The sequence below is a fragment of the Kribbella sp. ALI-6-A genome (assembly GCF_001984195.1).
In the GTDB taxonomy this organism is placed as follows: domain Bacteria; phylum Actinomycetota; class Actinomycetes; order Propionibacteriales; family Kribbellaceae; genus Kribbella.
Genome location: NZ_MTQN01000010.1, coordinates 1165795 through 1185658 on the forward strand (window position 1 = coordinate 1165795; position 19864 = coordinate 1185658).

Genomic DNA, 19864 nt, shown 5'->3' on the forward strand with positions numbered 1-19864 from the left:
GGTGTATGACGGGCATCTTGCTGGAACTGGATCTGACCCGGGGTGTGGTGGAGACGCCGCCCGCGTCGCCGTTGGCGGCGTTTCGGGCTCGGCATCTGCCGACCGTGCGGGAGCTGGTCTCCGGGCTGCGCAAGGCGGCGGGGGACGAGCACGTGGTGGGGCTGGTCGCGCACGTGGGCGGGCCGCCGATGTCACTGGCTCAGGTGCAGGAGTTGCGCGCGGCGGTCGCCGGCTTCCGGGCGTCGGGCAAGCGGGCGGTGGCGTGGACCGAGTCGTTCGGTGAGGTCGGCGGCGGAACCGTGCCGTACTACCTGGCGACCGCGTTCGACGAGGTCTGGGTGCAGCCGTCCGGCGAGCTCGGGATCACCGGGGTGTCGGTGCAGGCGACGTTCGTCCGGGGTGCGCTGGACAAGGCGGGCGTGATCCCGCAGTTCGGGAAGCGCCGGGAGTACAAGACGGCCGTCGACACCTTCACCGAGAAGGAGATGACCGGCCCGGCCCGCGAGATGGCGGCGCGGCTGGCCGAGTCGGCGTACGAGCAGATCGTCGCGGGCATCGCCGAGGGGCGGGAGCTGAGCGTCGAGCAGGTTCGCGAACTGGTGGATCGGGCGCCGCTGGGCGCCGAGGCGGGGCGTGAGGCCGGGCTGGTGGATCGGCTCGGGTACCGCTCCGACGTGTACGACGAGCTCGAGAAGCGGTACGGCGAAACGACCGCGCTGCTCGTCGAGCGGTACCACCGGCGTGGCCCGCGGACCGTGCACGAGGCGCTCGACCAGCTTCCGTGGCCGCCGAAGCCGGCCGTCGCGGTGATCCGGATCAGCGGCGGGATCGTCGTCGGCCGCAACTCCGGCGGCGGGCCGCTCGGCGGTCCCCGGACCGGTTCGGACACGATCACGGCCGCCCTGCGCGCGGTCGCCGCCGACGAGAAGGTCAAGGCCGTCGTCCTGCGGATCGACAGCCCCGGCGGCTCGTACGTCGCCTCCGACGCGATCCGGCACGAGGTGCTCCGGCTGCGCTCGACCGGCAAGCCGGTGATCGCGTCGATGAGCAGCGTCGCCGCGTCCGGCGGGTACTTCGTCGCGATGCCGGCCGACGTGATCGTGGCCCAGCCCGGCACGATCACCGGCTCGATCGGCGTACTGTCCGGCAAGGGCGTCGTCCGCGACGCGCTCGGCCGGATCGGCATCACCCAGCAGGCGGTGTCGGAGGGCGAGAACGCCCGGATGTACTCCGCCCAGGAGGAGTTCTCGCCGGCCCAGTGGGAGCGGCTGGAGGAGACCCTCGACCGGATCTACGCCGACTTCGTCGCCAAGGCCGCCGACGACCGCAGCCTGCCGGTCGACCAGCTGGAGTCGCTGGCCCGCGGCCGGGTCTGGACCGGGGCCGACGCCCACGGCCGCGGCCTGGTCGACGAGCTCGGCGGCTTCGAGCACGCCCTCCAGCTCGCCTGCTCGCGGGCCGGGCTGGATCGTGACGAGGTCGGGATCGTCACCGCGCCGAGCCGCTCGTTCCTCGACCGCCTCCGCCCGCCGACGTCGACCGAGGACCTGGCGGTCAGGGCCCAGCCGCTCACTGTCGACGGCCTCGCCACGTCCCTGTACGCCGCCCTCGGCCTGCCGGCGACCGGCGTACTGTCGATGCCGCTGAACTGGAGGGTCGGTTGACCGACAGCGGGACCCTCAAGGCCCTGCGCCGGCGCGAGCCGCTCTTCCACCGGCGCGATGTGGTCAGCTCGGCCGCCGACGCGGACCGGGAGATGGCGGCCGACTACTGGGAGACCGGGGCGTCCGGCCGCCGCTACTCCCGCGACTTCGTCCTGGCCACGCTGACCGAACGCTTCGCCGAGAGCCCTGCCGCGGACGCGGGGGAGTCGTGGACGGTGACGGACTTCGACGTCCGCGAGATCGCCGACCGGACGTATCTGGTCACGTACGTGCTGAACGAGCAACCCCGGCTGACCGCCCGCGTCAGCGTCTGGCAGGGCTCGGAGGTGGAGGGCTGGAAGGTCCTCTACCACCAGGGCACGGTGATCAGCCCGGAGTAATGCGGGAGGCCGGGGCGAAGGTCGCCTGGACCTCGGGCCCGGCCGGGGCGACCATCGGACGATGGGGACGCTGCGCAGGACCCTGACGTCGGCCGTGTGCCTCGCGATGCTGGCGCTGACCTGCTGCTCCGGTCCGAGCCAGGACGAGCCGGCGCCGACCATCGGTACGGCGACGCCTCCCACCGAGCGCGCACCCGATCCGGCGCCCCGGGCGCTGGGCCCGGCCGACGCGAAGAAGCTGCAGGCCGTGCTCGACAAGGTCGCCAGCCGGTACGCCGACATGCCGGACGCCGAAGTCGCCGCCAGGGGGCTCACGGCCGCGATCGTCTCCGATCGGTGGAGCTGGTCGGGTGCCGCCGGGACGGACGCGATCGGGACCAAGCTGACCCCGGCGACGAGTCTGGGGATCGCCAGCGTCACGAAGACGTTCGTCGCGGCGGAGGTCCTGCTGCTCGCCCGGGCCGGCAGGATCGCGTTGGACGCGCCGTTGGCGCTGTACGTGCGGCACAAGCTGACCGCGAACAACTCGACCGTTCGGCAACACCTCGCCATGACGTCCGGCGTACCGGATTACAAGCCGGGGGACTATGCCGCGCTGGACCCCGCGGTCGCGGCCGCGCCGAGCCGGCACTGGACTCCAGAGCAGGCGTTGGCGTACCTCTCCACACCGGTCGGCCCACCTGGGACCTACGACTACAGCAATCCGAGCTACGTGCTGCTCGGCATGTTGATCGAGAAGGTCACCGGGCAGCCGCTCGCGACCGTTCTGCGCCGCGACTTGGCCCAGCCTGCCGGACTGGCGCGGGTCGCGTTCCAGGACGGAGAGACGCCGCGACTGCCGGTCGCCCGGACGCGGAACCCCATCTGCGGATCTGCCTTCGACGGATACTTGCCCTGCCGGGCGATCGCGAGCCTGGCCGCGGCCAACGGTGGCGCGACCGCTGACGCGCCGAGCGTCGCGCGGTGGGGCTATCAGCTGTACGGCGGTCGCGTGCTGCCGGCCGAGCTGGTCGCGGCGATGACCGCGGGAGAGGGCGACTACGGGCTCGGCACGCGGCGCTTCTCGCTGCGGTTCGGCAACGCGCCGGCGTACGGGCACGACGGCAACTTCCCGGACCACTGCAGCATCGTGGTCGCGATCCCCGCGCTGCGGGTTTCGATCGCCGTACTGGTTGCCGAGGGCGGCAAGAACGCCGGCGCCATCGCCGCCGATCTGGTCACGGCCGCGCGACCCCTGCTCGGCTGACCCGAGGGAAGGTTTCGCCTTCCAGTTTGGTGCCGGGGCTGAGGTTCAACGGATCCGTGACCGGGTGAGGTGCGCCGGTGTAGGTGGTGGCTTCGTCCATGTAGATGACGACATGGGCGAAGCGTGCCTGATCGGTGGTGTTGGGCAGCGCCATGTGACCGGTGTAGCCGCTGTGGAAGGTGCAGTCGCCGGCTCTCAACGGGACGGTGACGCGCGGCGACCAGCGGAGGTCGGGAGCTCGGGTGAAGAGGTCCTCCTCGTTGCTGAGGTCCTGCGGTTCAAGGTCGGTGACGGTCTGGGTGCCGGGCAGGAAGGTCATGCAGCCGCGCTCAGGCGGTACGTCGACCAGCGCGATCCAGGCCGACAGGGGAAGCCGGTCGTTGGCATGCGGCCAGTACGGGCGGTCCTGGTGGAAGTGCGTGGCCGCGTTGCTGTTCGGCTCCTTGACGAGCATCTGGTCGTGCCAGATGCGCAGGGGGAAACCGGCGAGCTGCTCGGCGATGTCCGCGAGCTTCGGGTGGAGGGTGAGCTCCTTGAGGACGGCGTCCTGCTGCCAGACGTTGACGAGCTGGCTGAAGATCGCGTCCTGCTGGAGTCGGTCGGCGCGATGCTCTTCGAGGTATCCGGCGGCGCGGTCGCGGTAGCGCTCGACCTCTTCGGGCGTGAGCACGCCGGGGACTCGGACGAATCCGTTCTCACGGTAGGCGGTGACGATGTCTGCTGTCATGCCTCTACCGTCGCTGCTGCTGCCCTTCGCGGGCCAGGACGGTCCGGACCAGTCGTCGTACGATCCTGACATGCCCGAGACGCTGCACGAGGCGAGTCTGTTCCAGGGCGGTCCGGTGTGGGGAGGTGTCCATCGGCTGAACTCCGGCGTCGCGGCCCACGCCCACGACTTCCTGGAAATCGCCGTCATCGGCACCGGCACCGGCCGCCACCACACCAGCCAGGGCGATCACCCCGTACGCCGTGGGCAGGTCCTCGTCCTGCGCCCCGGCGCGTGGCACGCCTTCGCCGATTGCCACGACCTCGTCGTCGCCAACTGCTGCATCTCGGCCCGGGGCCTGCGCACCGAACTCTCAGCCCTGCAACAGATCCCCGTGCTCCGCGATCTCCTCTGGACCACGCCGGTCAGCGGTCTCCACGGCGTAGCCACCACCGAGGTGGACCCCGAAGCAGCCGACGTCGCGATAACCCAGATCGCGGACCTGACCACCACCCGCACCGGCAACGGTCACCTCCTGGGCCGCCTGGTCACAGTCCTCGGCATCCTCGCCGACGGCCGCCCCACCCGCCCTGCCGCACCGCCCGTCCACCCCGCGGTCGCCGCCACCATCACCCGCTTCGAGTCCGACCTCGCCACCGACTGGCGCCTGGACGACCTGGCCGCCACGGTCAACCTCGACCCGGCGTACCTCAGCCGCCTCTTCACCCGCCACACCGGCCTCAGCCCCCTCAACTACCTGGCCCGGCTGAGAGCCGAACAAGCCGCGGTGCTGCTCACCGAGTCGGCCCTACCCAACTCACGAGTAGGAGCAGCCGTCGGCTGGCCAGACCCCACGTACTTCGCCCGCCGCTTCCGCACCCTCGTCGGGCTCACCCCCAGCCAGTACCGTGAACGCGCAAGAGATCCGATGGCCTTGAGCACAACAGGCGGGAAATCCCACGGTGAGAAGAAACCGGCTCGAAGCTTGGATGCAGCAGAGCTTGGTGCGGCTCTCGCACGAGTTGGTGGTTGACGGGCATCTCGACGAGATCGACTCGGAGTGGGACAACGAGCCGCGAACTGTTCCGATCGCGGTCGAGATGTTCAGGACCGCAGCGGGTCTTCTCCCGGTGGACTGGTGCGGGAGGCTTTCGCTGGTCGTCCCGCTCGGACTCACCCCTGCGCTTCAGGCTCGGCCACCTGACCTGAGCGAGGTGCGGTTGAACCCGGACGAACCTCCGGCGCTCTACCTGTTCGACCCGCGCTTCTTCGTGACGTCGGGCAATGACCGGGAGGAATACCGGTGCCCGTACGACGCGGACGCGTGGGGGATGCGCGACCTTCCGGCCGTCATCGAGTTCGTCTCGTCCCGAGCGCGGGAGGACCGCACGAACGGCTGGGACTTCACCAATGACCTCTGGTTTCACCGGATCGATCAGGCCCAGCGATGACGTGTGTGCGAAGAGGTCGTCTCGGGGATCGCCGCTGACGATTTCTCTTGGCTACTGCCTGTCGAACTCACCGCCCCGCTCGGCAGTGCCGGAGGAGGGGCGGCGGGTCGCTACTGCATCAACTCAGGGACCTGCTCAGCACTGATCCGGCCCCGATCGGCGCCGCTCCGGAGCGCATCGCGGCGGTCCGGCGTGCGCAGGACCGCGCCGGCAGTCGGCACCGGATCGGCGGGACGGCGGTGGTGCCAGTCGGTCACCGCCTGGTACGCCGCCGCGACGGCCAGCAGGCGGTCCTCACCGAACGGCTTGCCGCCGAGGATCGTGCCGATCGGGACTCCCGCCGTGGTGAAGCCGATCGGCAGCGCCAACTCCGGCAGACCGATCGCGTCGAACGGGTTCGGGCTCGTCTGCACGACCACGTCGCACTGCTCGAACAGGTCGTCCAGCACGCGCTGCAGCAGGACGACCTTGGCGCGCTGGCCGATCAGGTACTCGTTCGCGCCGAGCATCGCGCCCTGCAGCCAGCCCATCACCGACACCCCGAAGCCGCGCAGGTCGGACCGCAGCATCGGCAGGAACGGCTCGCTGCGCTCCGGCAGCCGGACGTTGTTGAAGGCCGAGTTCGTCAGCACGTCCCACTCGTCCGGCAGGGTCACGTCGACGACCTGCAGGCCCTCGATCCCGGCCAGCGTGTCCAGCGCCGTACGCCGGGCCGCCGCGGCCTCCGACGTACCGCTGGTGTAGCCGGGGATCACGCCGATGCGGGTGCGCCAGCGCATCCTGACCTTGCGGGAGCGGACGACCGGGGTCGCCGCGGTGATCAGGTCGGGGACCGGCGGCAGGCCCTGGGTCCGCGGGTCGGCCGGGTCCTCGCCGGCCATCGCGGAGAGCATGATCGCCGCGTCCATCGCGTCCCTGGCGAGCGGGCCCGGGTGGTCGCGGGTGTAGCTCAGCGGCACGATCCCGTACAGCGACACCCGGCCCATCGTCGGCTTCAGGCCGGTCAGGTTCTGCGCGTTCGACGGTGCGGTGATCGAGCCACCGGTCTGGGTCCCGACACTCGACGTCGCCAGCCGGGCCGCGACCGCGGTGGCCGAACCGGACGACGAACCGCCCGGCTCGGTCCGCGGGTCCGCCGGGGTCCACGCGTTGACGGTGGTGATCCGGCCGTCGGGCGTGGTCGCGCGGGTCGTCGCGAGCGGTCCCATCTGGGTCTTGCCGAGTACGATCCCGCCGGCCGCGGTGAGCCGGCGTACGGCGGTGGCGTCGAACGGGGGCTCGAACTTCTGGAACAGGTACGAGTTCGCCGTCGTCGGGATGCCGCGGGTGTAGTAGTTGTCCTTGATCGCGAGCGGAATGCCGTGCAGCGCGCCCCCGCGGGTGCGGCCGAGCGCCCGGGCCCGGGCCAGCGCCTCGTCGGCGAGGACCAGGTTGAACGCCTGGTAGACGTCGTCGTACGAGGAGATCCGGTCGAGGTACGCCGCGAGCAACCGCTCGGGCGTGAGCCGGCCCTTGCGGATCAGCGTCGCGGCCTCGGCGATGGTCAACTCGCTGACGTCGGTGATCGCCTCCGGACGAGCGGGGACGTCGACGAGCGTCGGGGTGGTGCCCGACGATGGGCCGGCATGGGCGACGGCAGGGAGCGCGACGCTGCCGACCGCGGTGGCGGCGGCGAGCGCGCTGGCGCGGTACAGGAACGACCGCCGATCGACCCGGGCATCCATCGGCCCGGCATCCGGTGACGTGGTGGCGGTCAGCCCGCCGGCTCTGGACCCGGGCGCGCTCGCCCCGCGTGCCGGGGATCCGGGGGTGCTCGCCCCGCGGGTGGTCATGCGTCCTGCCGGCGGCTGTCGATGGACGGGTACAGGGCCGGCACTCCGACCTGCTGGGCGAGGGCCGGCAGGTCCTCGGCAGGGCCGGTGGTGGCGAACTGGTACGCGGCGAGCGGCAAGATCGTCGTGCGGACGAAGCTGCGCAGCCCGGCCAGGGCGGTATCCCGCCCGGGGCTGCCGGTCTCGGGATCGGCGGTCGTCCCGGCGGGCAGTTGGTCGAGGTCGATGCCGAGGGCGGCGAGCCGGGCCCGGATCATCACGTCCAGTTCGGCATCGGTGGGTTGACTGAGGCTCACAAGAGGCTCCTCGCGGTGCGTGGCGGAAGTCGCGAACTCCGACTCGGCCTCTTTGTGTCACGTCATTTATGCCCGCACGTTTCGCTGATGTCGCACCGGAGTTACGGCACGCCGCGTCGTCACCCCGCCCCGCTGCGTCACGACCACGTGGTCAGCGAGATGAGGTGGCCCGGGTGAACACTGATCTCCATGTACGAGGTCAACCTGTGGTTCTGCACAAAAGGAACGAACGCACCGATCCCCGGCCACGACGCCTTCGAGGTCACCGTGCTGGCTCGCGGCAAGCTCAGCGTGCGCGTCGACCCGTTCCTGTCGCCGGTGTCCAACGTCGTCGACGACGAAGAGTGGATGTCGGATGGCGGATGAGCTGCCGTGGGCGATGACGTCGGTGCGGGTGTTCGCGACGGGCTTGAGCGGGGACGAGATCGCCGGGCGATTGGCACTGGCGGCTACGCAGGCCGCTGCAGACCGTTGGATCCGCGACGTGCGGGGCGCGGACGACGAGTCGCTGGATGGTCAGCTCGAGGAGCTGACGAGGGTGCTGGCGGAGTTGGAGACGCGGGTTGGACAACTGCCTGATCGGGACGTCGACGTGTTGATCAGCTGGAGTCCGCAGGTCGGCCAGGACCACGCGGGGTTCGGAGTTGCTGGGGAGTTTGGGACGGTTGGGGGCGATCCTGCGGATCGACACCTGGACCGAGTAGCCCGACCGTCGACAGACGGCCGGGCTGGGCAGCGCTTACTGCTTGTCGCGGTCTCCGCCCGGGACCCACAGGACGTCGCCGCCCGATGAGAGGTTGGCGACCCGGCCGAGGATGAAGAGCAGGTCCGAGAGGCGGTTCAGGTACGTGAGGGCCAGCAGGTTCACCGACGGGCCGTGGGCCTCGACCGCCGCCCAGCCGGCGCGTTCGGCGCGGCGGACGACCGTGCGGGCGACGTTCAGGTACGCCGCTCCGGGGGTGCCGCCGGGGAGGATGAAGCTGCGGAGCTTGGTGAGCCGGCTGTTGTACTCGTCGCACCACGCCTCCAGGCGGTCGACGTACTCCTGGGTGATCCGCAAGGGCGGGTACTCGGGGTCGGGCTGGACCGGGTTGCACAGGTCCGCGCCGACGTCGAACAGGTCGTTCTGGATCCGGGTCAGCAGCACCACGATCGCCGAGTTCAGGTGGCCGGCCGCGATCGCGACCCCGATCGTGGAGTTGGCCTCGTCCACTTCGCCGTACGCCGCCAGCCGCGGGTCGGTCTTCGTCGTCGTGCTCATGTCGCCCAGGCGGGTCTCGCCGGCGTCCCCGGTCCTGGTGTAGATCCGCGTCAAGTTCACAGCCATGACCAGGCACTCTACGCAAAGCCCGCAACCGGCAGACGCTACAGTCGGCGGGTGGAACGGTTTCGGATCTCGGGTGAGGCACGGCTCGACGGGTCGGTCGAGGTGGCAGGCGCGAAGAACAGCGTGCTGAAGTTGATGGCGGCGGCGCTGCTGGCCGAGGGGACGACGACGCTGCGGCAGGTGCCGGGCATTCTCGACGTCACCTTCATGGCCCAGTTGCTGGACACGCTGGGCTGCTCGGTCAAGGTGGACGGCGAGGCCGGTACGGCGACGATCGCGGTGCCCGGCGAGATCGGGCACCAGTGCGACTACGAGCTGGTGCGCAAGCTGCGGGCCTCGATCTCGGTGCTCGGCCCGCTGCTGGGCCGCTGCGGCCAGGCCGAGGTGGCGCTGCCGGGCGGCGACAACATCGGCTCGCGCGGGCTGAACATGCACGTGGCGGGGCTGGAGTCGATGGGCGCGAAGGTGCACATCGAGCACGGTTTCGTGATCGCCGAGGCGCCGCAGGGGCTGCACGGCGCGGAGGTCTGGCTGGACTTCCCGAGCGTCGGCGCGACCGAGACGATCATGATGGCGGCCGTGCTGGCCAAGGGCACGACGGTGATCGAGAACGCGGCCCGTGAGCCGGAGATCCAGGACATCGCCGAGATGCTGGTCGAGATGGGCGCCCAGATCGAGGGCGCCGGGTCGCCGCGGATCGAGGTGACCGGGGTGGACGGATTGCTTCAGCCGGTCGACCACACCGTCGTACCGGACCGGATCGTCACCGGCAGCTGGGCGTTCGCGGCGGCGATCACCAAGGGCGACGTGACGATCACCAACGGGCACGCCGAGCACCTCGAGCTGCCGCTGGACAAGCTGCACAAGGCGGGCGCGGAGATCACCGTGCTCGACCAGGGCTTCCGGGTCCGGATGCCGGACCGGCCGAAGTCGGTCGACGTGGTGACGCTGCCGTACCCGGGCTTCCCGACCGATCTGCAGGCCTTCTGCATCGCGATGAACGCGGTCAGCGAAGGGTCGGCGATGGTGACCGAGAACCTGTTCGAGGGACGCTTCACGTTCGCGCAGGAGCTGACCCGGCTCGGGGCGCAGGTGCAGACCGACGGGCATCACGCGGTGATCCGCGGGGTGCCGCGGCTGTCGGGGGCGCCGGTGGTCGCGAGTGACATCCGGGCGGGCGCCGCGCTGGTGATCGCCGGACTGGCGGCCGAGGGGGAGACGCTGGTCTCCGCCGCGCACCACGTGCACCGGGGGTACACCGACTTCGCGGGCAACCTCCGCCGTCTGGGGGCGGACGTCATCGTCGAGCCGGACGACGCCGAGCTCTACTGGAATTGAAAGGCCCGGCTCCGGCTCCGCCGGGCGGCCTGGCGTGACCAGCGGGTAGCTGCTGAGGCAGGTTAGGGTCGGGCGCATGACTGAGCGCCTGATCAAGCCTGTCGGCCGTGGGTTCCTGTTCCTCGACTCGCACCCAGCGGGGTGTGAGCGGCTCGTGCAGGACCTGACCGCGCAGGTCGGGGCCCGTAGGCCGGACAAGCACCCGGTCGCCCTGGTGATCGGGTCGAGCTCCGGCTACGGCCTGGCGGCGACGATCGCCGGCCTGGTGCGGTACGGCATCGACGGCGTCGGAGTCAGCTTCGAGAAGGCCGCGACGGCTCGGCGCACCGCGACGGCCGGCTGGTACCGGACGGCGGCCACGGCCCAGTACGCCGAGCGGAACGGCCGGAAGTTCCACTTCCTCAACGCCGACGCCTTCGCCGACACGACCAAGGACGACGTGCTGGACCTGGTCGAACGCGAGTTCGGCGGCGTCGACTACCTGGTCTACAGCGTCGCCGCCCCGCGCCGCGTCGACCCCCGCACCGGTACGACGTACCAGTCGGCGCTGAAGACGATCGGTGCGCCGTACACGACCAAGAGCATCGCCTTCGAGGACGGCGACCCGGTGCTGACCGAGGCGAGCCTCGACGTCGCGACCGACGAGGAGATCGCCGAGACCGTCCAGGTGATGGGCGGCGAGGACTGGACCCGCTGGATCGACGCGCTGACCGAGCGCAAGCTGGTGAACGACGGGTTCAGCACGGTCGCCCTGACCTACATCGGCAGCGAGCTGACCGGCCCGATCTACCGGCAGGGCTCGATCGGCGCGGCCAAGGCCCATCTGGAGCAGACGGCGAAGACCTTGTCCGGGCGTGACGGCGTCCGCGCTTTCACCTCGGTCAACGGCGCCGCGGTCACGCAGGCCAGCTCGGCGATCCCCGGCATCGGCCTGTACGTGAGCCTGCTGCACAAGGTCCTCGGCGAGAAAATGCAGACGCCGATCCAGCAGTCGATCGCCCTGTGGGACCAGCTCACCGGTGAGACCACGCCCGACCTGGACGAGGACGGCCGCCTGCGCCTCGACCGCTGGGAGCTCGACCCGGCCGTCCAGGACGCGGTCAAGCAGCAGTGGGACGCCGTCACCCAGGACAACATCGCGACCGTCGCCGACGCCGCCTGGTTCCACTCCGAGGTACGCCGCCTCTACGGCTTCGACGTGGACGGCGTCGACTACGACCAGCCGACCGAGGTCGACGTGGAGTGGCCGACCAAGGCTTGAACTACAGCGGCTTGAACGACACGATCTCGAGGACCAGCTCGCCGGCCTCGTCCGAGGCGCCGAGGTCGACGGTCGCGGTGATGCGCCAGTCGTGGTTGCCCTCGGGGTCGTCGATGATCTGCTGGACCTCCCAGTAGCCCGGGTGCTCCTCGACCAGGAACAGCGCCGGACCGCGCGCGGCCGGGCCGGTGCCGATCACGTCGTGCTCCGCGTAGTACGCCGTACCGGCTTCGGCCCAGCGGCCCGCGTCCCAGCCGGACTCGTTGTCCAGCTGGCCCAGCTCGGCCCAGCGGTGCAGGGCGACGAGCTCGACGCGGCGGAACATCGCGTTGCGGACCAGCACGCGGAAAGCCCTGCTGTTCAGGGTGATCCGGCGCGGGCCGAGCGGAACCGGCGGCGCCTCGACCTCGAGCGTCGTCGGGTTGGTGAGTTCCTCCCACTCGTCGAGCAGGCTGGAGTCGGTCTGCCGGACGACCTCGCCGAGCCACTCGATCAGGTCGGTCAGGTCCTCGTTCACCTTGTCCGGCGGCACGGTCTGGCGCAGCGCCTTGTACGCGTCGCTGAGGTAGCGCAGCACGATGCCCTCGGAGCGCGCCAGCCCGTAGTACTGGACGAACTCGCCGAACGTCATCGCCCGCTCGAACATGTCCCGGACCACGGACTTCGGCGACAGCCCGGCCTCGGCGATCCACGGATGGGTCTGCCGGTAGATCTCCAAAGTTGCCCCGAGCAACTCTTCGAGCGGCTTGGGCCAGCTGAGCTCGTCGAGCAGCTCCATCCGCTCCTCGTACTCGATGCCGTCGGCCTTCATCGACTGCACCGCCTCGCCCTTGGCGTGGTGCAGCTGGGCCATCAGCACCGCGCGCGGGTCCTCCAGCGTCGCCTCGACGACCGAGACGACGTCCAGCGCATACAAGGGATCTGAAGGATCGAGCAGGTCGAGCGCCGCCAGCGCGAACGTGGACAGCGGCTGGTTCAGCGAGAAGTCCTTCTGCAGGTCGACGGTCAGCCGCAGCGTCCGGCCGAACTCGTCGGGCTCCTCCAACCGCTCAACCACCCCGGCGGTGAGCAGCGTGCGGTAGATCTGGATCGCCCGCCGGATCAGCCGGACCTGCGCCTTGGCGTCCTCGTGGTTGTCGCGCAGCAGGTGCCGCATGCTCGCGAACGCGTCGCCGTCGCGGGCGATCACGTTCAGCAGCATCGCGTGGCTGACCCGCATCTTCGACTGCAGCGGCTCGGGCTCGGCCGCGACCAGCCGGTCGAAGGTGTCCTCGCCCCAGGTGACAAAACCCTCCGGCGGCTTCTTGCGCTGCACCCGGCGCTGCTTCTTCGGGTCGTCGCCGGCCTTCGCGAGCGCCTTGACGTTCTCCACCACGTGGTCGGGCGCCTGGACGACGACCGTGCCCGAGGTGTCGTAGCCGGCTCTGCCCGCGCGTCCGGCGATCTGGTGGAATTCGCGGGCCTTGAGGATGCGCTGCCGGCGGCCGTCGTACTTGCTGAGCGCGGTCAGGACGACGGTGCGGATCGGCACGTTGATACCGACGCCCAGGGTGTCGGTCCCGCAGATCACCTTCAGCAGCCCGGCCTGGGCCAGCTGCTCGACCAGCCGCCGGTACTTCGGCAGCATGCCGGCGTGGTGGACGCCGATGCCGTGCATGACCAGTCGCTGCAGGGTCCGGCCGAACCCGGAGCTGAACCGGAAGTGCCCGATCAGCTCCTTGATCTTGTCCTTCTCCTCCTTCGTGCAGACGTTGATGCTGGTCAGCGCCTGCGCGCGTTCCAGCGCCGAGGCCTGGGTGAAGTGCACGACGTACACCGGCGACTGGTGCGTGACGAGCAGCTCCTGGAGCGTCTCGTGCAGGGGAGTGGTGACGTACTTGTAGACCAGCGGCACCGGGCGCTCGGCCGACGAGACGATCGCGGTCGGCCGGCCGGTCCGACGGCTCAGGTCGACCTTGAACCGCTCGACGTCGCCCAGCGTGGCCGACATCAGGATGAACTGCGCGTTCGGCAGCTCCAGCAGCGGGACCTGCCAGGCCCAGCCGCGGTCGGGCTCGGAGTAGAAGTGGAACTCGTCCATCACCACCTGGCCGACGTCGGCGACCGCGCCCTCGCGCAGCGCGACGTTGGCCAGCACCTCGGCGGTGCAGCAGATGATCGGGGCGCCGGCGTTGACCGAGGCGTCGCCGGTCAGCATGCCGACCTTGTCGGCGCCGAAGACCTCGCAGAGCGCGAAGAACTTCTCCGAGACCAGGGCCTTGATCGGGGCGGTGTAGAAGGTGCGCTTGCCGTTGGCGAGGGCGGCGAAGTGCGAGCCGGTGGCGACCAGGCTCTTGCCGGAGCCGGTCGGGGTGGACAGGATCACGTTCGACCCGGTCATCACCTCGATCAGCGCTTCCTCCTGCGCCGGGTACAACGAGATGCCCTGCGAGCCGACCCAGGTGGCGAAGGCGTCGTACAGGGCGTCGGGATCGGTGGAGTCCGGCAGCTTCTCGGTCAGCGTCATCGAGAACCATTGTCCCGCATCGCCGGAACCCACGGACTCACCGCCCGCACGAGTGCTAGAACAACGCGGAGACGAGGGTGGTGGGGTCCGCAGTGGCCGGCCAGTCGCTGACCTGGCCGTCGCCGAGTTCCACGACTCGCCACGCTCCGTCCGTACGCCGGATGACGTCGACGGTGACGAAGGGCAGGGCGAGCTCGGCGACGAGCGGCTCGATCTCGAGCAGGTCCAGTCCGGTGGGCAGGTCGTCGGGAGTGTCCGGATGCGGCGTCGTGAGCACGCAGCGACCGCCGATCCACCAGGTCCGGGCCTCGGCCCCGGTGAACTCCTCGAACCGGCGTACGACGAACCCGCCGGTGAACGCGTCGTCGCGCAGCTCCAGGAAGCGGGTGCCGATCCGCTCGACCGCCGCGTCGTCGAGCACGTCGGGCAGGTAGCAGGCCTCGGACCAGTAGTGCTTCATCGACTTCACGTAGTCCCGCAGGACTCCCGCGCCACCGCCGAGTCCACGCGCCAACTTGACCAGATCGGCCAGGTCCGGCCCCTCGGTACACACCGACTCCGGGGTGACCGGACGCAGAGCCTCGTACCAGCCCGGCAGCTCGTGGGCCGTGCGGTATTCGTCAGCCGAAGTCCGCAGCCGAACGCCACACGCCTCGAGACCGGCAGCGAAGTCGCCGTACTGGTCCGCCGAGAGCATCCAGCCGCGATACACCGCGTCGTCCGCTGCAGGCACCCGAAGGACCGCGTCACCTCTGGTCAGCGCGTCGTGGTCGACCCGCGCGACCGGGACGCCGGCCGACCGCGCGGCAGCGGCCTGCGCCGCGAAGTGTGGATCGTCGCGACGCGGATTCAGCGGGTCCCCCGGTACCAGCAGCATGCACTGCATTCTCCCGAACGACGTGCTGCTTCGCCTCTCGTTTCCGCGCGTTCGCCGGTTCTGGTGTCAATTGGGCGACTGGTCGGTCCGCACCGTGTCGAAGTTGATCGTCCAGGTCTTGGCTCCGGTGTCACCGATCTGGACCCGGCCGACCGGGGTCGTCCCGGTGTTGCTCTGCCACGGCGTACCGCGTTGGGTGCCGTCGAGGTAGAGCGTCCACGAGCCGGCCGTCCCGACGGTGCCGCACAGTTCGACGGTGTGCCACGCGTTCAGCGTGACCGCGACGCCGGACGAACGCTGCGTGCCGGTCACGTCCGACCGGAGCCAGAGCACCCGGTTCGCGTCGACGTAGACCCGGACCACCCCGGAGTCCGTTGCCGTCCGCAACCTGATCAGGTCGACGCTCGCGCCCAGCGACGACACTCGGACCTGCTGGCTGTGGCACAGGCTCGGATAGGTCCCGCCGAGACCACGATTGGCGAACGCGCGGGCCGCGACGGGATTGCCGCGGGCACTCGGCGCCGACGGCGAGCCCTGGGTCGTGTCCACGGTCAGTCCGGTGTTCGTGGTCCAGCCGGTGAAGCCGGCCGAGAAATCCGACTCGAAGATCGCCGACGACGCCTGCTGGACAGTGATCGGCGCCGACGGCCCGGCGGTCGGGCTGATGTTGCCTGCGGCATCGATCGCGCGCACCGAGTAGGTGTGCGTCGACCCGGCCGCGAGCCCGGAGCGGGTGTAGCTCACCGTCGGACCGGAACTCGTCAGCTCCGCGACCGGGGTGGCCGCCGAATCCTCGAAGACCTGGTAGCGCAACGACGTACTGGTGTTGTCCGTTGCGGCCGCCCAGCTGAGCGTGATCGTCGAACTGGAGTTGCTCTGGCCCGTCGGGACTCCCGGCGCACTCGGCGGGGTGGTGTCCGGCTCGGTCACCACGGCCGGGACGTGGGCGATCGTGTGGTCGCGGCCGGCCGAGACCTCGACGGCCCCGGTGATCCCGCCCACCGTCACGGCGCTGGTCCGGTCGGTCAGGGTTCCGTCGCCCAGTTGGCCGGCGGCGTTCGATCCCCAGGCTCGCAGGGCTCCGCCCGTGACGACCGCGACGGTGTGCTGCCGGCCCGTCGCGACGGCGGTCGCCCCGGTCACGCCGGCGACGGCGACCGACTGGGTCCGGCGCGTCGTCGTACCGTCGCCGAGTTGGCCGTTGGAGTTCTGGCCCCAGGCCCGCAGCGTCCCGGTCCCCAGCCGGGCGATCGAGTGGTAGGCGCCGGCGGCGACTTCCACCGCGCCGGTCAGGCCGGTCACCTGGACCGGAGTGAGCCGGTTGGTCAGGCTGCCGTCGCCGACCTGGCCCTGGGTGTTGTCGCCCCAGGCCCAAACCGTCCCGTCGGAGCGGACCGCGAGTCCGTGGTCACGGCCGCCGGAGATCGCGGTGATGCCGGCCAGGCTGCCGACCCGGACCGGACGGGTCCGCATCGTCGTCGTGCCGTCGCCCACCTGACCGGTCGTGTTCAGGCCCCAGCCCCACACGGTGCCGTCGGAGCGCAACGCGTAACTCATGTCGCGGCCGCCCGCGATCGCCACCACCCCGGACAACGGGCTCACCACGACGGGAGTCCGTTGCGCGCTGGTCGTGGCGCCGTTGCCGAGCTGGCCGAACGAGTTGTAGCCCCAGGCCCGGACCGTGCCGTCCGCGAGCAGCGCAAGGCTGTGATAGTGCCCGCCGGCGATGTCGACGACTCCGCTCAGCCCACCGACCTGGACGGGCGCCAACCGGTTGGTCGACGTTCCGTCGCCCAGTTGGCCCATCTCGTTGAATCCCCAGGTCCACACCGTGCCGTCGGAGCGCAAAGCGATCGAGTGCTCGCGCCCTGCTTCCACCTTGGTGACGTTCGTCAGCGACGTGACCGGCGCGGCGTTGCTCCGGCCGGTGGTCGTCCCGTTGCCCAACTGGCCGGTGCCGTTTCCGCCCCAGGCCCACGCGGAGCCCGGCTCTGCCGCCGCCGCCTCGCTCAGGTGCAGCCCGGTCGCGAGCAGGCACCCCACAGCAACAAGTCCCCAGCGCATCATCTGCGCCCCCTCCCCCTTGTGGTGTCCGTTGTACTCGCGCCCTGGTGATCCGTCCAGCGCGGAGCATCGAGGGGAGCTGCCCGGCCGCGAGGTCAGCGAATGGTGGGCGAGGGCGGGGTGGGACGCTCGTCGGTCCAGCCGGACTCGAGGACGATGCTGGCGCCGGCCTTGAGGCCGAGGTACTCCGAGCTCAGCAGGCGACCCGTCGTGGTGTCGACGACATAGCGCGTGCGGCCGTCGTTGAGCATCGTGGGATCGTCGCTCGGCCTGGTACCGGCGCGGGACCAGTCGTAGGTGAACGCCGTACCGGGTCGCCCGAGCGCGTCCTTGACGTTCGGCTCGAACTCGGTCCCGGGCAGCATCGACAGCACCCGCAGGGCCGCGCCGCGCAGCTTCGGCGGCGACGGCATCTCGAACAGCAGCCGCCCGGCGGCGCTGAACACCGTGTAGTCGATGTCGTTCTGCGAGGCACCCTTCTGCGCCCCGGCGGCGAGCAGCGCGCGCAGCTTGTCCGGATCGGTCGGCAGCGCCTGGATCTGCTGCGCGGTGACCGGCTTGATCCCACTCAGGAAGTACCCCGGCGGTACGTCGTCGAAGGTCATCTTGCGCACCACCGGCTTGCCCGGCGCCATCGTCACCGGGTCCACCTCGTGCTCCACCTGCCAGGACGTCGGGGAGCCCTGCGCCTTCCACTTGGCCGTGTCCGCCGGGCTCGCCGGCCGCGCCCCGAGATCGATCCAGCCGAACCACGACTCGACGCCCTGCTGGGCCGGCATCCAGCTCTCGGTGATGTTGCGCCGCTCGAGCTGGTACGCCGGCTTGCCGACCTGGGTGGATCTGCGCACCTGCAGGCTCCGGACCCGGAAGTACTTGCCGGAGACCTTCTCGTTCTGCTCCTGCAGCTCCGCGAGATCCAGCAGCACCTGGCTCGCCGTCACCAGGCGCGGCACCGACGTCGTACCGGGAACCGGTGCGGCGCCCGGACCTGAACCGGGCGACAGCAGGACCGGGACGGCGAGCGCGGCCAGGGCGACCGTGGCGGCGGTCGCGGTCAGGGCGATCCCGACTCGCCCGGAGCGCACGGCGGCGTGCAGACGGTGGATCCGGCGACGCGGAGCGGCCTCGGCCCGGACCAGCGCCTCCAGCTCGCGCCGGGCTCGTGCGGTGGCCTCGGGCGTCGGACCGGGCGGCTCGGGGAAGGCCGAGCGGAGCTTGTCGAGCTCGTCCATCTCAGTCCTCCTCCAGCTTGGTCGGGTCGGCGTCGCCCAGATGTTCCCGTACGACGCGGCGGGCGCGCGACAGGCGCGAACAGACCGTGCCGTAGGCGATGCCGAGCGCGGCGGCGACCTCGTCGTAGCTCAGTCCGCCGAGGGCGACCAGCATCAGCACCTCGCGGTCCTTCGCGGACACCTTGGCCAGCGCGGCGGCGAGCTGACGGCCGGCGCTCTCGGCGGTGACCTGTGCTGCGACGCGCTCCTCGTGCCCGGCGGCCGGAGCGGGCAACGGCAGCTTCGCTGTCGCCTTCCAGGCCCGGACCTCGTCGCGTCGGTGCCGCCGGATCAGGTTGGTCGCGATCCCGTACAGCCAGGCGCGGACCACGCCGCTGCGGCTGTCGAACCGGTCGCGCTGCCGGAACGCGATCAGGAACGTCTCCGACGACAGGTCGTCGGCCAGGTCCGGGCCGAGCCGGCGGGCGACGTACGCGTGCACCTGGGGGAAGTACTTGTCGAAGATCGGCGTGAACCGCTCCGGGCTACGCACCGACGACTCGAGGATCCGCCCGTCCTCGTCGGCGACGACCTGGGCCCGGTGCACGATCGGACGGCCCGGCAACGCGACGGTCGCCAGGGCGAGGTCGGGGGTCATCGGGCTCCTCGCTGGACCGGCCGGGGCAGGCCCCCGGACGGGACCTGTGGCAGCGGCGCTGCCGTTCGGCTCACCCTGTTCTTGTCCGATGTCCCCAGAACCCTTCTCGTCCCCGATCACCAGTTGCCGCGACGTTGACGCGCGACCGCGCCGTCCGGAGGACACGACGGGAGAAACCACCCGTCAGCAGGCGGTGAGAGGCGACGGCCGGACCGTCAGGAAGCGTCCAGGAAGCCGCGCGCGGCGGCCTCGTCGGAGGGCCACACGTAGACCGACCAGCCCTCCTTGGTCCGGGCGGCGGTCGCCTTGATGCCCAGATCCTTCAGCTTGGACACCGCGACCCGGGCCTCGTTGTACGACGCGGTCGTGCGGACGTCGACCAGCAGGCCGAAGGTGTCCCGGTCGGCGGGGGAGTAGTCGGTCCGGCGGACCAGCGAGCCGCCCTTGGGCCGGGAGAACGCCCAGCGGCACAGCAGCACCACCCCGCCGACGAGGGCGATGGCCACCACGGGGAAGAGGAAGTACTGGTCGGCGAACACGCACACCATTGTCGCGCGAAAAGGAAGATCTCGAGCTCTTGGCAACCTTTCGGGTCGCCATGGAGTCTTTACCAACACACGCTGCAGTGCGGCCAACTCGGGGGCTGCCGGAAGAGCGGAGGGCACGGACATGCTCGCACCGACCCCACACGCAGGTTCGAACGCCGACCTCGACCTCACCGCTGGAAACGTGGTTCGCCTGACCGGACTGCTCGACGTCCGCTCGGTGGGCGACGTTCGTGAAATCCTCAACGACCTGATCGACCGGACCGACGGCGACGTCGTGGTCGACCTGGGGGCGGTCGACGCGGTCGACGCCACCGGGCTGGGACTGCTGGTCGCCACCCACCGCCGGACCCAGTTGCTCGGGCGCCGGCTCGTCCTGCGGCACCCGGTGCCCTCGGTCGTCCGCATCCTCGCGGTCACCCGGCTGCACCGGATCCTCGCGGTCGAGCGGACCCCGCTGCCGATCTCCGCCTAGCGCTCAGGGGCGTTCCGACGCGGGTCC

19 protein-coding genes are annotated in these 19864 nt (G+C 70.7%); 9 read left to right on the top strand and 10 right to left on the bottom strand.

From position 1 onward, the window contains the following. Positions 1–5 precede the first annotated feature (5 nt). The 3 genes from sppA (at position 6) to BWI15_RS19920 (ending at position 3290) form a co-directional block, all read left to right on the top strand. On the top strand, positions 6–1664 hold the full coding sequence (gene sppA / locus BWI15_RS19910) for a signal peptide peptidase SppA (RefSeq protein WP_077015863.1): 1659 nt from the start codon (positions 6–8) through the stop codon (positions 1662–1664). Next, the gene (locus BWI15_RS19915) at positions 1661–2044 is read left to right on the top strand and encodes a nuclear transport factor 2 family protein (protein WP_237771362.1); all 384 of its coding nucleotides are present in this window, start codon (positions 1661–1663) and stop codon (positions 2042–2044) included. The genes sppA and BWI15_RS19915 overlap by 4 nt, the downstream gene beginning before the upstream one ends. A gap of 61 nt (positions 2045–2105) precedes the next feature. Further along, entirely contained in the window at positions 2106–3290 is a 1185-nt protein-coding gene (locus tag BWI15_RS19920) for a serine hydrolase domain-containing protein (protein WP_077015865.1), read from the top strand. Here the strand turns inward: BWI15_RS19920 and BWI15_RS19925 are convergent. Continuing rightward, positions 3262–4017, bottom strand: a complete 756-nt coding sequence (locus BWI15_RS19925) for a phytanoyl-CoA dioxygenase family protein (protein ID WP_077015866.1) — start codon at positions 4015–4017, stop codon at positions 3262–3264. The genes BWI15_RS19920 and BWI15_RS19925 overlap by 29 nt on opposite strands. A 70-nt stretch (positions 4018–4087) precedes the next feature. Between BWI15_RS19925 and BWI15_RS19930 the strand changes: the two genes are divergently transcribed. Then, positions 4088–5029 (top strand): helix-turn-helix domain-containing protein, encoded by a 942-nt coding sequence (locus tag BWI15_RS19930; RefSeq protein ID WP_083750876.1) that lies wholly within the window; start codon positions 4088–4090, stop codon positions 5027–5029. Further along, a complete protein-coding gene (locus BWI15_RS19935) occupies positions 4986–5447 on the top strand; it encodes a hypothetical protein (protein ID WP_077015867.1) in 462 nt (153 codons plus the stop codon). The genes BWI15_RS19930 and BWI15_RS19935 overlap by 44 nt, the downstream gene beginning before the upstream one ends. A 110-nt stretch (positions 5448–5557) precedes the next feature. Here BWI15_RS19935 and BWI15_RS19940 read toward each other — a convergent pair whose 3' ends face one another. Then, positions 5558–7171, bottom strand: coding sequence for an amidase (locus tag BWI15_RS19940; RefSeq protein WP_077015868.1), 1614 nt, complete (start codon positions 7169–7171; stop codon positions 5558–5560). A gap of 104 nt (positions 7172–7275) precedes the next feature. Continuing rightward, a complete protein-coding gene (locus tag BWI15_RS19945) occupies positions 7276–7575 on the bottom strand; it encodes a hypothetical protein (protein WP_077015869.1) in 300 nt (99 codons plus the stop codon). A 189-nt stretch (positions 7576–7764) separates the two neighbouring features. Here BWI15_RS19945 and BWI15_RS39460 point away from each other — a divergent pair, with 189 nt between their 5' ends. Beyond that, positions 7765–7941 carry a hypothetical protein gene (locus BWI15_RS39460; protein ID WP_168197345.1) on the top strand — a complete coding sequence of 59 codons (177 nt, stop codon included), beginning with the start codon at positions 7765–7767 and terminating at the stop codon, positions 7939–7941. A gap of 373 nt (positions 7942–8314) precedes the next feature. Here the strand turns inward: BWI15_RS39460 and BWI15_RS19955 are convergent, their stop codons facing one another. Then, a complete protein-coding gene (locus BWI15_RS19955) occupies positions 8315–8902 on the bottom strand; it encodes a cob(I)yrinic acid a,c-diamide adenosyltransferase (RefSeq protein WP_077015871.1) in 588 nt (195 codons plus the stop codon). Between the two features lie 51 nt (positions 8903–8953). On the opposite strand from BWI15_RS19955, the gene murA reads away from it, so the two are divergent. Both murA and BWI15_RS19965 read left to right on the top strand, forming a co-directional pair. Further along, positions 8954–10240, top strand: coding sequence for a UDP-N-acetylglucosamine 1-carboxyvinyltransferase (gene murA, locus BWI15_RS19960; protein ID WP_077015872.1), 1287 nt, complete (start codon positions 8954–8956; stop codon positions 10238–10240). A gap of 76 nt (positions 10241–10316) precedes the next feature. After that, a complete protein-coding gene (locus BWI15_RS19965; protein ID WP_077015873.1) occupies positions 10317–11501 on the top strand; it encodes a trans-2-enoyl-CoA reductase family protein in 1185 nt (394 codons plus the stop codon). A gap of 1 nt (position 11502) precedes the next feature. Here BWI15_RS19965 and BWI15_RS19970 read toward each other — a convergent pair whose 3' ends face one another. From BWI15_RS19970 to BWI15_RS19995, 6 genes are all read right to left on the bottom strand, one after another. Further along, positions 11503–14007 carry a DEAD/DEAH box helicase gene (locus tag BWI15_RS19970; protein WP_077015874.1) on the bottom strand — a complete coding sequence of 835 codons (2505 nt, stop codon included), beginning with the start codon at positions 14005–14007 and terminating at the stop codon, positions 11503–11505. A gap of 55 nt (positions 14008–14062) precedes the next feature. Then, the gene (locus BWI15_RS19975) at positions 14063–14884 is read right to left on the bottom strand and encodes an ATP-grasp domain-containing protein (protein WP_077016114.1); all 822 of its coding nucleotides are present in this window, start codon (positions 14882–14884) and stop codon (positions 14063–14065) included. 66 nt (positions 14885–14950) lie between these two features. Beyond that, a complete protein-coding gene (locus BWI15_RS19980) occupies positions 14951–16951 on the bottom strand; it encodes an RCC1 domain-containing protein (RefSeq protein ID WP_083750878.1) in 2001 nt (666 codons plus the stop codon). Positions 16952–17043: 92 nt separating this feature from the next. Then, positions 17044–18180, bottom strand: coding sequence for a CU044_5270 family protein (locus tag BWI15_RS19985; RefSeq protein ID WP_077015876.1), 1137 nt, complete (start codon positions 18178–18180; stop codon positions 17044–17046). 1 nt (position 18181) lies between these two features. After that, on the bottom strand, positions 18182–18817 hold the full coding sequence (locus BWI15_RS19990; protein ID WP_083750879.1) for an RNA polymerase sigma factor: 636 nt from the start codon (positions 18815–18817) through the stop codon (positions 18182–18184). Between the two features lie 215 nt (positions 18818–19032). Then, a complete protein-coding gene (locus BWI15_RS19995; RefSeq protein WP_077015877.1) occupies positions 19033–19365 on the bottom strand; it encodes a hypothetical protein in 333 nt (110 codons plus the stop codon). A gap of 121 nt (positions 19366–19486) precedes the next feature. On the opposite strand from BWI15_RS19995, the gene BWI15_RS20000 reads away from it, so the two are divergent. Further along, positions 19487–19837 (top strand): STAS domain-containing protein, encoded by a 351-nt coding sequence (locus tag BWI15_RS20000; RefSeq protein WP_083750880.1) that lies wholly within the window; start codon positions 19487–19489, stop codon positions 19835–19837. Positions 19838–19864: the final 27 nt, after the last annotated feature.

Excerpts from the sequence above, each read along its gene's own strand:
- sppA (WP_077015863.1), top strand. The coding sequence starts at position 6 with ATGACGGGCATCTTGCTGGAACTGGATCTGACCCGGGGTGTGGTGGAG.
- BWI15_RS19920 (WP_077015865.1), top strand. The coding sequence starts at position 2,106 with ATGGGGACGCTGCGCAGGACCCTGACGTCGGCCGTGTGCCTCGCGATG.
- BWI15_RS19925 (WP_077015866.1), bottom strand. The coding sequence starts at position 4,017 with ATGACAGCAGACATCGTCACCGCCTACCGTGAGAACGGATTCGTCCGA.
- BWI15_RS19930 (WP_083750876.1), top strand. The coding sequence starts at position 4,088 with ATGCCCGAGACGCTGCACGAGGCGAGTCTGTTCCAGGGCGGTCCGGTG.
- BWI15_RS19935 (WP_077015867.1), top strand. The coding sequence starts at position 4,986 with ATGCAGCAGAGCTTGGTGCGGCTCTCGCACGAGTTGGTGGTTGACGGG.
- BWI15_RS19940 (WP_077015868.1), bottom strand. The coding sequence starts at position 7,171 with ATGGATGCCCGGGTCGATCGGCGGTCGTTCCTGTACCGCGCCAGCGCG.
- BWI15_RS39460 (WP_168197345.1), top strand. The coding sequence starts at position 7,765 with ATGTACGAGGTCAACCTGTGGTTCTGCACAAAAGGAACGAACGCACCG.
- BWI15_RS19955 (WP_077015871.1), bottom strand. The coding sequence starts at position 8,902 with ATGGCTGTGAACTTGACGCGGATCTACACCAGGACCGGGGACGCCGGC.
- BWI15_RS19965 (WP_077015873.1), top strand. The coding sequence starts at position 10,317 with ATGACTGAGCGCCTGATCAAGCCTGTCGGCCGTGGGTTCCTGTTCCTC.
- BWI15_RS19970 (WP_077015874.1), bottom strand. The coding sequence starts at position 14,007 with ATGACGCTGACCGAGAAGCTGCCGGACTCCACCGATCCCGACGCCCTG.
- BWI15_RS19975 (WP_077016114.1), bottom strand. The coding sequence starts at position 14,884 with ATGCTGCTGGTACCGGGGGACCCGCTGAATCCGCGTCGCGACGATCCA.
- BWI15_RS19980 (WP_083750878.1), bottom strand. The coding sequence starts at position 16,951 with ATGATGCGCTGGGGACTTGTTGCTGTGGGGTGCCTGCTCGCGACCGGG.
- BWI15_RS19985 (WP_077015876.1), bottom strand. The coding sequence starts at position 18,180 with ATGGACGAGCTCGACAAGCTCCGCTCGGCCTTCCCCGAGCCGCCCGGT.
- BWI15_RS19990 (WP_083750879.1), bottom strand. The coding sequence starts at position 18,817 with ATGACCCCCGACCTCGCCCTGGCGACCGTCGCGTTGCCGGGCCGTCCG.
- BWI15_RS19995 (WP_077015877.1), bottom strand. The coding sequence starts at position 19,365 with ATGGTGTGCGTGTTCGCCGACCAGTACTTCCTCTTCCCCGTGGTGGCC.
- BWI15_RS20000 (WP_083750880.1), top strand. The coding sequence starts at position 19,487 with ATGCTCGCACCGACCCCACACGCAGGTTCGAACGCCGACCTCGACCTC.